This is a genomic window from Candidatus Microthrix parvicella Bio17-1 (assembly GCF_000299415.1).
GTDB lineage: Bacteria > Actinomycetota > Acidimicrobiia > Acidimicrobiales > Microtrichaceae > Microthrix > Microthrix parvicella.
In genome coordinates this window covers 235,292-249,441 of record NZ_AMPG01000003.1, presented here as the reverse complement: position 1 = coordinate 249,441, position 14,150 = coordinate 235,292, and the positions used below count along the sequence as shown (strand labels likewise).

Below are 14,150 nucleotides of genomic sequence, written 5' to 3'. Positions count from 1 at the left end.
GTCACCGCCCGGCAAGCTCCGCCACCCCGGCGACGAATGCCTCGACATCCTCGATGGTGGTGTCCCATGCGGTCATCCATCGCACCTGGTGTTTGGTCACATCCCAGTCCCAGAAGAAGCTCCAGGCCTGAAGCGGCTTGATGATGGAGGGCGGCAGAGCGGGATAGATGCTGTTGACAGCGGGCGATGGCCCGGCCTCGACGCCAGGGAGGACGGCCACCCGATCGTGCAACAGCTGCGCCATGGTGTTGGAGTGCTCGCCCAGACACAGCCAGAGATCGTCTGCCAGCACCGCGTTGAACTGTGCTGCGAGGAACCGCATCTTCGACGGCAGCTGGGTCACCTGCTTGCGCACGTACTCCGACCCCACGGCCGCCTCGCGGTTGAGGAACACGACAGCGTCGGCGCCCAACAGACCGTTTTTGGTTCCGCCAAACGAGACGGCGTCCACCCCGGCGTCGAGGGTGAAGGACCGCAGCGCCTCGCGGGTTCCACCCAACGACGCGGTGGCGTTGGCGATGCGGGCACCGTCAAGATGCACCAGCATGCCCAGCTCGTGGGCGGTGTCGCACAACGCTGCGATCTCCGCCGCCGTGTACAGGGTGCCCAGCTCGGTCGGCTGAGTCATGCTGAGCACCCCCGGTTGCGCATGGTGCACAGCCCCCAGATCGGCGCCGACCACCCGCAGCTGGGCGGGAGTGACCTTGGCATCTTCGGCGGGCAGGTCGATGAGTTTGGTGCCCAGGATGCGCTCGGGCGCAGCGGTTTCATCGATGTTGATGTGGGCCCAACTGCTGCACACCACGGCGTGGTGCGGCCCGCGCAGCGAGGCCATCAGGGTGGCCAGCGCCGCCACGTTGGCGCCGGTGCCGTTGAACGTCAGGCGCGTGACGACGTCGGCATCGAAGAGCTCGCTGAACGCCGCCTCGCAACGCGCGGTGTGTGCGTCCTCGCCGTAGGCCAGGGCATGGCCCGCGTTGGCGGCGACCACCGCCTCGATCACGGCGGGGTGGGCTCCGGCGGCGTTGTCGCTGGCAAATGAACGGCTTGGCGCCGCAGCGGTCAGGGGCATGCCCGACCGTACCGCCAAAGGTCAGTCGTCCAGCGGCGACGGGGTGACATCCTCGAGGATGCCGTCGACGAAACCCGCCACCTTCTTCGACCACAGGTAACCGACGTGGTTACCCGGGAACCAACTGATGGTGGGTTCCTCCCAGTGATGCCACAACGCCTGGGTTTGGCTGGGCACCGCCATGCGGTCGCCCAACCCGGCGAAGATGAACCGCTTCTCAAACGGCACGAGCGTGGGCATGGCCAGCGGCGACACCGCGCGGTAGACCCGCTCGGCGTTACCTTCGAGAATGCCATGTTCGACCGACCGCTCCCGCACGTGCTGGGGCGCCTGGTGGGAGAACAATCCGGGGAAGTCGCTCACGGGGATGCCGGCGATCGCGGCGTCGAGATCACCGTCGAGGCAGGTGGTCAGCGAGGCCACGTACCCTCCCAGCGACACGCCGTGCAACACCACCGACGTGGGGTCCTGGGCACGCACCCAACTGAGCAGGCGGCGCATGTCCCACGCCGACTGAGCCAATGCGTGTACGCCGTTCATCATGTCGAACCCGAGGAACTGTTCACCGCCCAGGCGGGACGGGCGACGGCTGCCGTGCACCGGCAGGACGATGGCCGCCACGTTCCAGCCCAGGTCGTGATGCAGATGCTGGGCCCGAAAGGTGATCATGTCAGCGACGGCTGCACCCGTGCCGAACCCGTGCACACACACCACCCAGGGGCGCGGTCCATCGTCGTGTTCAAGCACCCAGGCGGAAGCCGTGTGGTTTTGTTGGAACGCCTCCCACCGCTCTGCCCCCGGCTCCTCCGGACGTGCGTGAAAGTCGCTGTCCCAGCTGATACGCCGGTAGCGCTGCCCGAGCGCCCAACCCCAGGTGGAGACCACGTCGGCCAACGGTCGAGGATCATCGTGATAGCTGCGGGGGTCGTCCAGCCAGCCGCGTTGCTCGAACAGTGCTGCGGCCTCCTCCAACTCGGCTGAGACACGGTGATAGTCGGCACGTCGGGGAAATCGGCTGGGGCCCTGCATCAGCGCCACGACGGCCTCGTCCATCGCCACCTGGCCGGCGAGGGCGGCCGTCATGCGGATCTTGGGAGCGCCCGGGATGTGACCGGCCTCGGTCAGTACCGCCTGAATGGCCCAGCGAGCGGTACGTGGGCCCACGGTGGTCAGCCGCGCCAGGGGCATGCGCGCCAGGCCCTTCTCCACCCGATTCACCAACGTGATCGACCCGGCCTCCTCCTCTTCGGAAACAGCGGTCACGTCCTCGAGCTGGGCGTCGGGGTCGGGTGAAGTGCGATTGGGGCGCAGCGCCATGGTCATGTCGCCTTCTTGGCCGGAGCCTTCTTGGCCGGAGCCTTCTTGGCAGGGCTCTTCTTGGCCGGAGCCTTCTTGGCCGGAGCCTTCCTCGCCGGACTCTTCTTCACGGCCGGCGTCTTGGGCTCGGTCGCCTCGGCTTCCACCGCCGCCACCGCGGCCTGCCGCAGCACTTCGATGGCATCGACGATACCGTCGGTCACCTCGTCGACGTCGGGGGCGATGTCGGGGCAGGCGATCACCCCGATGTCCATGTTGCCCATGTTGGACAACACCGTGATGTTCAACCCCGACCCCTCGATCAACGGCCCAAACGGATACATGCCCACCAGTTGGGCCCCGGCGATGTAGAGAGGAAACGGGGGGCCGGGAACGTTGGAGATGACCAGGTTGTGGATCGGTGCGAGTCGATCGGCCAGACCGGCCGAGCTGTAGAGGCGGCTGGCCAGGTTGAAGATGGCCGGAGGGGTCACCTCGGTGACGTCGCCGATCATGTCGGCCCCGATCGCACCGTGTACCGCCTTGGCATCCCGGGTGTCCACCCGAACCGCCCGCAACTGGTCGACCGGGTCGGTCAGGTGCACCGGCAGGCGCACAAACATGTTGGACACCTGATTGGCCGACGACCCGTCGGTCACCTTGCCCCGCACCGACACCGGCACGCTGACCACCAGCGGACGCTCGAAGGTTTCGCCCCGGTTGGCCAGGTAGGAGCGCAACGACTGGGTGCACGCCGCCAGCACCACGTCGTTGACCGTGGCACCAAAGGTGGACTTCACGAACTTCAGATCGTCCAACGCACACATGGAGAACGCCACCGAACGACGGGCGGTGATCGAACGGTTGAACAACGTACGGGGCGCATCGAATGGGCGGGCCATCGTGGGGCCGTCCGAGCTGCCGGTGACGTTGAGCATCACCCGCCCAACCGAGCCAAGGCCTCGGCCAAGGGCCCGGACGCCGCGCAGCGGATCGACCACTCGCGATGCCACGGCACCTGCCATCAACCGCACAAAGTTCGGCACCGAATCCTCGGGCTCAAACGGGGGCGGATCCTCCATTTCGAACTCCGGCTTGAGGTCGACCAGTTGCACCATCAGGTCGGTGCCACTCGTGCCGTCGACCAGAATGTGATGGATCTTTGAGACCATCGCCACCTTGCCGTCTTCGAGCCCCTCCAGCAGCACCATGTCCCACAGCGGACGATCGCGGTCCAGCGGCTCGGACGCATACCGCCCCACCCACTCGGCCAAACCCGCCCGGCTGCCGTCGACGAGCGAGTCGGAATGAAGGTGGTTATCGAGGTCGAAGTCGGGGTCGTCCACCAGGACCGGATGATCGATTCCCAGCGGAACGATCCTCAACCGGCGTCGAAACGGCGGAATTCGATGCAACCGCGACGTGACGAACCTGCGGAAGAGATCGAAGGAGAAGCCGTCGGGGGCGGTGGATGGGTCGATCAGCATGACCCCGGTGACATGCATGTGGACCACCGGGTTTTCCATATAGAGAAATGAGGCGTCGGCGGCAGTCGTTCGTTCCATGGACGCTCAGTCTGTCAGCGCCGGCAGCGGCCGTCACGCTGGCCCGGTCGAAACCGCCATGCCTCGCTTGGATGCTCCGCCTTGACAGGCAACTTACAGTGAATCATTCGGGCGGCATCCAAAAGGAGTCTGGTCGTGGCAACTCCGCTGGCAAGCCTTTTGGACGCATTCGCAGACGACAAGAGCGTCGATGTGATCCAGGCCGGAACGCTCCGAACCACTCGTGGAACCGCACTCGTCCTCGCTTCAATTCTGCCGATCTTCTACGCGCTCGACGCGGTCACCGACATCAAATGGCTGACCGATGAGCGAAAGTTTCTGGCGGCAATCGCCGCCGGATTCATCTGGGCGATTGTCAGCGCCGCCGATTCGCTCGCGCGGGGGCTGGCCACCAAGGCAACAGATCCGGCACAGGCTGCGGCGCAGGCCTTCTCTGCCTTGCCTACACCGCTGAAGTGTGTGCAGACCGCTGGAGAGGACAACCCGGGTTGGAAGGCCGTCGCCATCCGCAACGCCCAACAGGGCTCGGGGCCAGAATTCCTGGTCGTCAAGGGCACCACGACCGCCTGGGTCAAGGCCACAGACCTCAAATTCGGCTGAGCGCGCCCCCACACTTCGCCGGGACCGCAGTCGCTTGAAAATCGCCGCCGATCATCGGTGGCTCCTGATGGCTGACCGCCACGACGGCCAGGTGGTGGTCGGCCAATGAGTTGCTCGACCTCGGTCGGTGGGCCCACGGTGAGATGGTGCCCATACGTGACGCACCGGTCCAGTTGGGGCCGGCCCGCCTTTCCGAGGCCGAAGTCGAGGCCGAAGTCGAGGCCTTAGGTGCGGTACTGCACCCGTAGACCGTCAGCAGGCGACCAGGTGGTGAACTCCAGTTGTTTGTCGATGACTTTCACGACGCTGGCCTTTGTCACATCAAGGATGAAAGCCGCTCCCTCCTCGCCCCCGGTAGCGGCATCCGCTACAAGCACTCCTGCCAATTTTGCGTCCCCCGAGCTGAGGTCATCCTCGATCGGCGCAGAGTGCAGTTCCACCCGTGGGTCTCGACCAACATCGGCGAGCTTGTGTGAGTCCGGCATCATGCCAAGCCCGACCGCTCCGGCATGGTGAGTGGCGGGAGGAACACCTGGACCAACGGACCGATCCCCAAGGCAAAGACCGCTGTGCCCACGCCGATCGCTCCCCCGAGCGCCACGCCGATCGCCAAAGCGGCGACCTCGACGGACGTCCGTGCAACCCGAATTGAGATCGGTCGTCCTGCAAGCCTGAGACCAGAGAGCCCCGTCATCAACCCATCACGTGGCCCAGGTCCCAGACCGGCTCCGATGTAAAAGCCGGACCCGATGGCGATCGTGACCACTCCCCCGAGCATCATCAGCACCCGCGGCAGTAGCAGATCGAGGTCGGGCACGATCGGCATCATCATGTCGACGAAGGCACCAATGAGCACTGCGTTCAGGACCGTTCCAAGACCAGGCCTGACCCGCAGGGGGATCCACAACAACAGCAGCACTACGCCGGTGATCACGATGACCGTTCCAACGCCGATGCCGGTGAGTTCGCTAACGCCCGTGTGGAAGACATCCCAGGGGGCGGCTCCAAGCTTGGCCCGAATCAGCAGCGTGATTCCCACGGCGAACAAGAACAGTCCAAACACGCAGCGAACAAGCCGTTCCATTGGGACCTACGCCGCCGCTCCGCCACCCCAGGGAACGGTGATCAGTTCCATGGAGACCAGGATTGCGGGGTGGGAGCCCTCACGGTTGTCACGCGTGACGCTCACCAGGTGATCCAGCTCGATAGCCACCGGGGGAGATTAGAGCGATTCACCAAGGAGGTGGTCGAGCGTGGCCTACCCCCGGCCTGGCGACCGGCCGCGTCGCTTCCGCCACCGCCAGAGAACCGTGCCGCCAACCAGGACCGTGGCGCCGATGACCGCCCCAACAAGAGTGCCGGAGTTGCGGGCACCAACGCGGCGGGGTTCACCGTCGGCGACCTCAACGACCTCGAGGTATAAACGGCGCTGCGCCCCAGGCACTTCGAGGTCTCCCGGCTCCCAGCCGTGGTACACCATCCACACGTCGCCAAGCGCCCCGAAGAACTCCTGGCCTCCCGGCCCGCGGGCGAACTTTGTGGAGTCCATCCACGGGTCCGCCGTCGATCGCCGGCACGGGCCGGAGACGGACTCACACGTCGCCCAGCCAATCGCGTAACGCTCGCTGTCCCAGGCGTTGGCCGAATAGAACAGCAGGTAGTCGTCCGGAGTCACCACCATTGATGGTCCTTCGATCAGTTCACCCTCCCAGCCCGCCCGAGCATCGAGCAGTCGCGCAGGATCGCCAAGCAGCGACCGGCCGCCGGGGGCCAGTTCCTGGGACCAGAGCGACGTGGGGAGTCCGCAACAGTTGCCATCGTTCTTGAACAGCAGCCAGTTCGCCCCATCCCGATCGGTGACGATGCTCGGGTCGATCGACCCGCCCAAGTCCCGTTGGCACACCATGGGCCCCTCCGAGTCGTCCACAAACGGACCGGAGGGAGCCGCCGAAACAGCGCTGGAGATGCACTGCGTTTCGGTATCGGCAAGACGCGTCACGTAGTAGAGGACATAGCGCTCAACGTCGGCCAGAACCGCCGGCGCCCAAACGAACCCAGGGTCGGACCATTCCGGAAGCTTGGGGAGCGCATCGCCGAGATACCGCGCTGCGAGGGGGTCCTCCACCACCAGAATCGGGACGTTCGCGTCGTCGGTGTTGGTGCTGTACGCAAAGAAGGAATCGCCCACCCGCAACACGTACGGGTCAGCGAAGTCACCGTTGAATACCGGAACGCCGCGGAGCAGGCCGCGGGCCGGTCTCAAGGCGGCCCGCTCGCCCCCCGCCCGCCCGGCAACCGCCGCTGGGCCGTCCGTCTGACGGCGTTGCCCGGGCCGCGCCACGACCTCGTCGGCGTCGGAGCCACATCCGGCCACACCCCACATGGCGAGCAGGATGGCAACCACCCCTGTGATCGTCATTGATCGAGTCGGGATGCTCATCCACGTCGAGTGTCTCACATCAACCTGACCGGAATCTTCCGTCAGGCGGTGCGTAGCGAACCCGCTGCCCGGCGGTACACCTACGGTGCGCCCACCGCCTCGACCGGTGGCGGGGCGATCTCGGCGTCGATCATGGGCAGCTGCTGGTGACTGACCGCCACCACCGCCAGGTCGCCATCGGCCAGAAGCCCAACGAGCGCTCGCTGGGCGGTTGCCTCGTCCAAGTGGGCGATGGGTTCGTCCAGCAGCACCAGCCGGCGCCGCGACAGGATCGCCCGGGCCAATGCCAGGCGGGTTCGCTCGCCCCCGCTGAGCCCGGCCAGCGGCGTGTCGAGCCCGTCGGGCTGACGGGCGAGCCAGGCCGACAGGTCAGCCGAGTCCACCGCGGCGAACAGGTCATGGTCGGTCGCCGTCGGGCGGGCGAGCGCCAGGTTGGCTCGGATGGTACCGGCGAAGGCGTGGGGTTCATCATCCACAACGGCGATGTCCGCCCGGGCAACATCGAGGCGCACATCGGCGGCGGATATGCCGTCCAGCAGGTGGGTGCCGGTGACCGGTTCGAGTTGCCGGGCGAGCACCGCCAGCATCGTCGACTTGCCGATGCCGTTTGACCCCGAGATCTGGGCACGCACACCCGGCCCAAGGATGGGCAGCGTGAAGGGTCCCAACGGTTGCTGCTCGGCGGTCCACGCAGCACTGATGGCTTCGGCGGTCACCGGAAGCACCCCGTCGGGCAACCCCAAGGCGCCGTCGTCGCTCACCGCCGGCTTCTGGTTGAGCACGCCATCAAGCCGAACCTCCGCCTGCCGGGCCCGCGCCCGAGCGCCACCGATCTCCGCCAAGCCCACCCACGCATCGGCGAGTGCGATGGGAGCCAACGCCACCAGTGCTGCAATCGGGGCAGACACCGCTCCCCCGTTGAGGCCACCGGATGCGAGCATCATGATGCCGACCACCGTCGCCGCCAGAACCGCCCACAACATCGCCAAGGTGAGCGCGCGCGATCGAATCAGCCGAGCCTCGGCCTCACCCTGCCGGACGTGGGCATCCTCAACCCGGCCGATCGGCGCGGCAGCGGCACGCGGGTACGGACCCGCGACCGCACGCACCTGATCGAGCCGATCGACCAGATCCGTGGTGATCCGCAGCGCCTCGCCGCGTGCCCGGACCGCATCGTTTTGTGCCGACTGCTCGGCCCGCGAACCCAGCGCTGCAACACCAAAAGCGAGCGCGCCACCCACAGCAAGCACCAGGGCCGCCACCGGCACGGCCACCGCAACGATGGCAACGGCGCAGCCCCCGGCGATCACGGTGGACCACCACGGCACCAGCACACGCACCTGAGCGTCGATCGCGTCGTCGAGATCGGTCACCACCGCGGTCAACAGATCGCCCCGGTGGCGGCGACCCAGGCGGGCGGGCGTGAGTGGTACGAGACGTCGGTACACATCGACCCGGCGTTTGGCCAGCGTCTCCAACGCCGCATCATGGGACACAACCCGCTCGCCGTAGTGCAGCACCGGGCGGGCGATACCGAAGGTGCGCACGCCCACGATCGCCACCAGCAGCGTCAGCACCACCGGCTGGGTCGATGCCTGCACGATCAGCCATCCCGAAGTGGCCGTCAGGGCGACGCCCGCTGTGACCGACAGGCCACCGAGCAGGCAGGACAGCCGAAGACGAGCGGCTGTCGATCGACGTTGCCACCAGGCCAGGGCGGTGCCCGCCAAGCCGGACACATCAGTCGGTTTGTCCGATTCCTGGTCCGGGTGTGTGACCAGGCCCGGAGCGGATGCGGTGGTTGACGCCGTCTTGCCGACCACCTTGCTCTCCACATTGCGCTCCACCTTGAGCGACGCATAGCGCGGCAACGGGACGCCGGCGGGTTGGTCGGTCAGGTTCCAGCGATCATCGGCGAGCTCGATCAGCGCTGCATCGTGGGTGGCCACGATCACCCGCCGTTCCTGGGCCAACCCCATCACCACCGCCCGCAAGGCACCGACGTCGTCGACGTCGACGTGCGCGGTGGGCTCGTCGAGGAGCAGCAGCGGGGCGTCGCTCAGCTGCGCTCGTGCCAACGCCAGCCTGGTGCGTTGTCCGGCCGACAGCCCGAACCCGTCATCGCCCAACGGCGTGTCCAACCCCTGGCGTTCGGCCAACGCCGACCAAAGCCCCACCGTTCGCAACGCGTCCTGGCAGGCTGAATCGCTTGCATCGGGCGCCCCCAACCGCACGACGTCGGCCACGGGGCCCGGCAGCACGAGGGGTCGCTGGGTGGCCAGGTGCGCTCGCCTCGCACGGATCGAACCCGACGTGGGCGTTCGAATCCCGGCGATCAGATCCAACAGGGTGCTCTTGCCGCTGCCTGACGGCCCGGTGAGCACGGTCAAACCCACGTCGGCCGAGGTGTCGAGGCTGAGCCGATTGAGGATGTGGGGATGATCGGGATAGCCAAAGGTCACGTCGGCGACAGCCACCCGGCGTTCCGCTTCGTCGGCCTCGGCCGCCGGAATCTGCTGGTCAGCGGTTTCTAGGTACGGCCGCGCGGCATCGAGCGCAGCGGAGCCGTCCGCCGCATTGTGAAACTCCTGACCCACCCGTCGCACCGGCCAGTAGGCCTCGGGGGCCAACAGGATGGCGGTCAGCCCCACCTTCAGGTCCATCGACCCGTTGGCCAGCCGCAGGCCAACCGCCACCGCCACCATCGCCACCGAGATCGTCGCCAACAACTCGAGGGCGGCCGACGAGAGGAACGCAGTGCGCAACGTACGGACGGTGGCCCGTCGGTGAGCATCGCCAACCGTCGAGATGTGCTCCACCTGGTGATCGGCCCGACCGTAGGCAACCAGGGTGGGCAGGCCCCGCACAACATCGAGGAAGTGCCCGGCCAGCGCGTGCAAGGCGCCCCAGCGACGAGCGGTCTCCGCCTCGGTGTGCATGCCGATCAAGGCCGCAAAGAACGGCAGCAACGGCAAGGTGCACACCAAAATCGCAGCGCTCCAGATATCCACCCAGGCGAGCACCAGCACGGCCAACACCGGGACGGTGACTGCCGTGACCAACGCCGGAAGGTACGCGGCGACGTAGGGCTCGACGCTCTGGGCGCCCGGGCCGGCCAACGCCACCGCCTCGGCGGGGTTCGGTCGCCGCTCAGGCGGACTGGCCAGCCAACGCTGAAGCAGACCAACCCGAATCTGACCGCTCACCTGGTGGCCGGCCTCGCGGCTGACCACCTCGTCCCCCGCCGACACCAGGCCACGAAGCACCAGGACGGCGCCCAACACCGCAAGGGGCATGGCCAGCGAGGAGCCACGCACGATTGCGGTCACCGAGGCGGCCACCGCAATGGCCTGCCCCAGGGCGAGGACGCCCGAGATGACGCCCATCCCGGCGAGTCGGGCCACCCGGCTGCGGGCGCCGGGCAGCGCTCGCAGCAGCGACGGATCGATCGGGCCCATCAGGCGTCGGTGCTGCCTCCGGCCGAGGTGCCGGCAGTGGCGGCGGGCTTTGGCCTGCGGCCCGCCTCGGGACGGGCGGCCAGGGCCACCTCGGTGGGGATGTGGTGGCCCGACACCCGCTTGCGGAACGTCCAGTAGCTCCAGCCCTGGTAACCGATCACGATCGGGGTGAACACGACGGCCACCCACGTCATGATCTTCAGGGTGTAATCGGTGGACGACGCATTGGTCGTCGTCAGCGAGAACGCCGGGTCGGTGGTGCTCGGCATCACGTCGGGGAACAATGCGACGAACAGCGAGCCGACGCTCATCCCGATCGCCGCGAACGCCAGGGCAAACGCCCAACCCTCTCGGCCCGATGGCAGCATCGCCAGCGCCCCGAGCAGCAAGACCGCACCGGCGCCGGCCATGATCCACGACTCCACCGAGCCGGTGGTGGCGTGGATGACCGCCAGCCAGGCCACCGCCAACACGGCGGCCGCCAGGCCGACGCGCAGGGCGATGTCCCGTGCCTTGGCGCGGATGGCACCGTCGGTCTTCAGCGCCAGGAACATCGCCCCGTAGGCGGTGAACAGCGCCACGGTCGTCACCCCGCCGAGCAGCGCTGCGGGGTTGAGCAGCGTGAACAGGTTGCCCGTGTACTCCATCTCGGCGTCGATCGGCACGCCGCGCACGATGTTGGTGAACGCAACGCCCCACAGCAACGCGGGGGCCAGGGAACCACCGAAGATGGCCCAGTCCCAACGCCGGCGCCACACCGGGTCGTCCACCTTGCCGCGGTAGTCAAAGGCGAGCGCCCGCATGATCAGGGCGACGAGGATGAGCAGCAGGGGCAGGTAGAAGCCCGAGAACAGGGTGGCGTACCAGTGCGGGAACGCAGCAAAGGTGGCGCCGCCGGCGGTGAGCAGCCACACCTCGTTGCCGTCCCACACCGGCCCGACCGTCGACAGCATCACGCGCCGCCGGATCTCGCCGGTCTCGGCCAGGTCATTGGAACCGAGGTCCGGGTCGTCTCGGCCCAGTACGGGGAAGAGGATGCCGACGCCGAAGTCGAAGCCTTCGAGGACGAAGTAGCCGATCCACAGGACGGCGATCAGGATGAACCAAACGGTGGTGAGTTCCATATCAGCGCCTTAGTAGGAGAACACGAATGGTTCGTCGTCGTCGCGTTCGCTCGGGTCGAGCGACTCGGGTGGCGGGGCCGGCTCGGCTCCGGTGCGTCCGTAGCGGAGGATCAGCCCCACCTCGACGACCGCCAGTGCGCCGTAGAGCAGGGTGAAGGTGCCCAGCGACGCCGCCACCTCCCAGGCCGATACCCCCGGGCTGACGCCCATCTTGGTGGTGATCACGCCGAAGACCAGCCACGGTTGGCGGCCCATCTCGGTGAAGATCCAGCCGAAGGAGTTGGCCAACAGCGGCAGCAGGATCACCGCCAGGCTGGTCCACAGCCAGCGCTTGGACGTCAGGCGGCGGACATCTCCCCGCAGGGCCCAGAGGGCAAAGGCCCCAATGGCCATCGCAGCCATGCCGGTGCCGATCATCCAGCGGAAGGTCCAGTAGGTGACCGGGATGATCGGGCGGTAGTTCGCCGCCTCGGTCAGCGCATTGCCACTGAAGGCCAACTCGTACTCGGCCTGCAGGTCGTTGATGCCCTCGACCCGGCCGTCGAGCGTGCCGGTGGACAGGAACGACAGCAGCTTCGGAACCCGGATCGCCCAGGTCTCATGCTGACCGTCCGGCGTGCCGACCGAGATGATCGAGAAGGACGCACCCTTGCCCTCGGGCGAGGTGTCGTACAGCGCCTCGGCCGCCGCCATCTTCATCGGCTGCACCTGGGTCATCACCCGGCTCTGGAGGTCGCCGGTGATCGTCACGGCGACACCACCCAGCAGCAGGATGATCGCACCCAGCCTTGCGGAGCGGCGATACATGCCCAGGTCGCCCTCGGGGGTCTGCGAGCGCCACATCAGCCACAACGCGATGCCCAACACGAACGCACCACCGCTCATCCAGGCGGCCGCGATCACGTGCGGAAACGCGACCAACTGCACCTTGTTGGTGAGGACCGCAACAAAGTCGGTGAGCTCGGCACGGCCGGTGACCGGATTGTTGGTGTAGCCAACCGGGTTTTGCATGAACGAGTTGGCGGCCAGGATGAAGAAGGCGGACAGCACGGTGCCGATGTGCACCAGCCAGATCGCCCCGAGGTGAACCTTCTCGTTGATGCGACCCCACCCGAAGATCCACAGACCGAGGAACGTGCTTTCGAGGAAGAAGGCCAGAAGCGCCTCGATGGCCAGCGGCGCGCCGAAGATGTCGCCGACGAAGCGGGAGTAGTCCGACCAGTTCATGCCGAACTGGAACTCTTGAACGATGCCGGTGGCCAACCCGAGGATGAAGTTGATCGTGAACAACTTGCCGAAGAACTTGGTGAGGCGCAGCCACTCGGGATTGCGGGAGCGCATCCAAAAGGTCTGCATCAGGGCCACGACGAGTGACAGCCCAATCGTGATCGGCACGAAGAAGTAGTGGTACACCGTGGTGATACCGAACTGCCACCTGGCCAGGTTGAGAGACTCCATCACGCGTCCTTGCGTAGGTCCGAAAACTTCTGGTCACGGTGACTCTAGGGAGCGAGGGCATTCCTTCCGCCATCCTCAGCCTGTGCATTGCGCCACCCTCTCGGTACACGATATTGCGTTGATTCGGTGACAAGCAGTGACTTGATGAGATAGCCGGTTCAGTGACATCGACGGGATCTACTCGCCCGACACACCGAATCGCGCGACGATGCAGCGTCATGACCGCATCGATCGACGACGACTCCAACACTCCCGACGAACCCAACGCAGCCGCAGCGGCACCGCCCGAGGAGAGCCAACCGGCACCCGACCAACCCGGAAGATGGGCGGCACTGCCGCGCAGGCTTCGGATGGCGATCGTGGCATTGGGCGCGGCGGCCATCGTGCTGGCGCTGGTCAAGATCGTCGTCGAGGTGCGCGACCGGTCCGATCCGGTGGACACCGCAGCCATCGTCAAGCAGTTCGACGAAGCCGAGGGCGGCAGCGACGGCAACGCCGAGACAGAACTCGCATCGGGTGCCTTCGTGTACAACGCCAAAGGAACCGAATACGTCGACCTGCTGGGCGGGCCGCTGCACGAGTTTCCACCCGAGGTGGTCACCACAACGACCGGCAACGACTGCGGCGGTTCCACCGTCAGGCTGAAGCTGTTCGAACAACGCGACGACGAACTGGTGTTGTGCGCAACGGAGGAAGGCGACCTGTCGCTGCAAAGCTTCACCACCCGCCACGAGTTCGTCGGGGTCAAGGATGAAACGATCACCACCTGCCCCGAGGCCACCGTTTGGCCCGCCGGTCTCTTCCAGCTGGACACCCGCCCCAAGGCGACGGTGAAGTGCACCGCCAGCGGGGACATGGTGGGGACGGTCCCCGCCGTCTTGACCAGCGAGGTGTTGGGCCACGAGTCGGTCACCGTCGACGGCACCAAGGTCGACACCCAACGCCTTCGCATCAGCACCGTGGTCGGCACCAAGGGCACGACCACCTACGGCACCTACGACAACGACTTCTGGGTCACCGAGGAGGGCGTCGTCGTGCGGCGAACCCTCGACGCCAACGTCAGCGCCAAGACCCCCGCCGGTCAGGTGGGTTTCAAGGAGAGCTACGACCTGTTCCTGCAGGAACTCCCGGCCTGAA

General features: G+C 66.8%; 12 protein-coding genes. 2 read left to right on the top strand and 10 right to left on the bottom strand.

The genetic code is table 11. From position 1 onward, the window contains the following. Nucleotide 1 precedes the first annotated feature (1 nt). The 3 genes from MPARV_RS0114420 to MPARV_RS25165 are packed head-to-tail and all read right to left on the bottom strand — an operon-like array spanning nt 2 to nt 3,933. Entirely contained in the window at nt 2-1,072 is a 1,071-nt protein-coding gene (locus MPARV_RS0114420) for a threonine aldolase family protein (protein WP_020378785.1), read from the bottom strand. 21 nt (nt 1,073-1,093) lie between these two features. Continuing rightward, the gene (locus MPARV_RS0114415) at nt 1,094-2,395 is read right to left on the bottom strand and encodes an alpha/beta hydrolase family protein (protein ID WP_020378784.1); all 1,302 of its coding nucleotides are present in this window, start codon (nt 2,393-2,395) and stop codon (nt 1,094-1,096) included. After that, entirely contained in the window at nt 2,392-3,933 is a 1,542-nt protein-coding gene (locus MPARV_RS25165; RefSeq protein WP_012226277.1) for a WS/DGAT/MGAT family O-acyltransferase, read from the bottom strand. Before MPARV_RS25165 ends, MPARV_RS0114415 begins: the two co-directional genes overlap by 4 nt. Nucleotides 3,934-4,068: 135 nt before the next feature. Between MPARV_RS25165 and MPARV_RS0114405 the strand changes: the two genes are divergently transcribed. Beyond that, the gene (locus MPARV_RS0114405) at nt 4,069-4,533 is read left to right on the top strand and encodes a hypothetical protein (RefSeq protein ID WP_012226279.1); all 465 of its coding nucleotides are present in this window, start codon (nt 4,069-4,071) and stop codon (nt 4,531-4,533) included. A gap of 224 nt (nt 4,534-4,757) precedes the next feature. Here MPARV_RS0114405 and MPARV_RS0114400 read toward each other — a convergent pair whose 3' ends face one another. The 7 genes from MPARV_RS0114400 to MPARV_RS0114370 all read right to left on the bottom strand — a co-directional run bounded on the left by MPARV_RS0114400 (nt 4,758) and on the right by MPARV_RS0114370 (nt 13,013). Next, nucleotides 4,758-4,973, bottom strand: coding sequence for a hypothetical protein (locus MPARV_RS0114400; protein WP_031278696.1), 216 nt, complete (start codon nt 4,971-4,973; stop codon nt 4,758-4,760). A gap of 44 nt (nt 4,974-5,017) precedes the next feature. Next, entirely contained in the window at nt 5,018-5,617 is a 600-nt protein-coding gene (gene yczE / locus MPARV_RS0114395) for a membrane protein YczE (RefSeq protein WP_020378780.1), read from the bottom strand. A 6-nt stretch (nt 5,618-5,623) separates the two neighbouring features. Then, nucleotides 5,624-5,746: a hypothetical protein gene (locus MPARV_RS25845; RefSeq protein WP_012226289.1), complete on the bottom strand. Its 123-nt coding sequence runs from the start codon at nt 5,744-5,746 to the stop codon at nt 5,624-5,626. A gap of 45 nt (nt 5,747-5,791) precedes the next feature. Next, on the bottom strand, nt 5,792-6,952 hold the full coding sequence (locus tag MPARV_RS0114385; protein WP_020378779.1) for a glycoside hydrolase family 43 protein: 1,161 nt from the start codon (nt 6,950-6,952) through the stop codon (nt 5,792-5,794). A 101-nt stretch (nt 6,953-7,053) separates the two neighbouring features. After that, nucleotides 7,054-10,431: a thiol reductant ABC exporter subunit CydD gene (gene cydD / locus MPARV_RS0114380; RefSeq protein ID WP_020378778.1), complete on the bottom strand. Its 3,378-nt coding sequence runs from the start codon at nt 10,429-10,431 to the stop codon at nt 7,054-7,056. Continuing rightward, nucleotides 10,431-11,555 carry a cytochrome d ubiquinol oxidase subunit II gene (gene cydB, locus MPARV_RS0114375; protein WP_020378777.1) on the bottom strand — a complete coding sequence of 375 codons (1,125 nt, stop codon included), beginning with the start codon at nt 11,553-11,555 and terminating at the stop codon, nt 10,431-10,433. The genes cydD and cydB overlap by 1 nt, the downstream gene beginning before the upstream one ends. A 9-nt stretch (nt 11,556-11,564) precedes the next feature. Beyond that, nucleotides 11,565-13,013 (bottom strand): cytochrome ubiquinol oxidase subunit I, encoded by a 1,449-nt coding sequence (locus MPARV_RS0114370; RefSeq protein WP_020378776.1) that lies wholly within the window; start codon nt 13,011-13,013, stop codon nt 11,565-11,567. A gap of 218 nt (nt 13,014-13,231) precedes the next feature. Between MPARV_RS0114370 and MPARV_RS0114365 the strand changes: the two genes are divergently transcribed. Then, nucleotides 13,232-14,149 carry a hypothetical protein gene (locus MPARV_RS0114365; RefSeq protein ID WP_020378775.1) on the top strand — a complete coding sequence of 306 codons (918 nt, stop codon included), beginning with the start codon at nt 13,232-13,234 and terminating at the stop codon, nt 14,147-14,149. Nucleotide 14,150 lies beyond the last annotated feature (1 nt).

What these genes read in the sequence shown, in the direction of transcription:
- cydD (WP_020378778.1), bottom strand. Translation starts at nt 10,431, where the DNA reads ATGGGCCCGATCGATCCGTCGCTGCTGCGAGCGCTGCCCGGCGCCCGC.
- MPARV_RS0114385 (WP_020378779.1), bottom strand. Translation starts at nt 6,952, where the DNA reads ATGACGATCACAGGGGTGGTTGCCATCCTGCTCGCCATGTGGGGTGTG.
- MPARV_RS0114420 (WP_020378785.1), bottom strand. Translation starts at nt 1,072, where the DNA reads ATGCCCCTGACCGCTGCGGCGCCAAGCCGTTCATTTGCCAGCGACAAC.
- cydB (WP_020378777.1), bottom strand. Translation starts at nt 11,555, where the DNA reads ATGGAACTCACCACCGTTTGGTTCATCCTGATCGCCGTCCTGTGGATC.
- yczE (WP_020378780.1), bottom strand. Translation starts at nt 5,617, where the DNA reads ATGGAACGGCTTGTTCGCTGCGTGTTTGGACTGTTCTTGTTCGCCGTG.
- MPARV_RS25165 (WP_012226277.1), bottom strand. Translation starts at nt 3,933, where the DNA reads ATGGAACGAACGACTGCCGCCGACGCCTCATTTCTCTATATGGAAAAC.
- MPARV_RS0114365 (WP_020378775.1), top strand. Translation starts at nt 13,232, where the DNA reads ATGACCGCATCGATCGACGACGACTCCAACACTCCCGACGAACCCAAC.
- MPARV_RS0114415 (WP_020378784.1), bottom strand. Translation starts at nt 2,395, where the DNA reads ATGACCATGGCGCTGCGCCCCAATCGCACTTCACCCGACCCCGACGCC.
- MPARV_RS0114370 (WP_020378776.1), bottom strand. Translation starts at nt 13,013, where the DNA reads ATGGAGTCTCTCAACCTGGCCAGGTGGCAGTTCGGTATCACCACGGTG.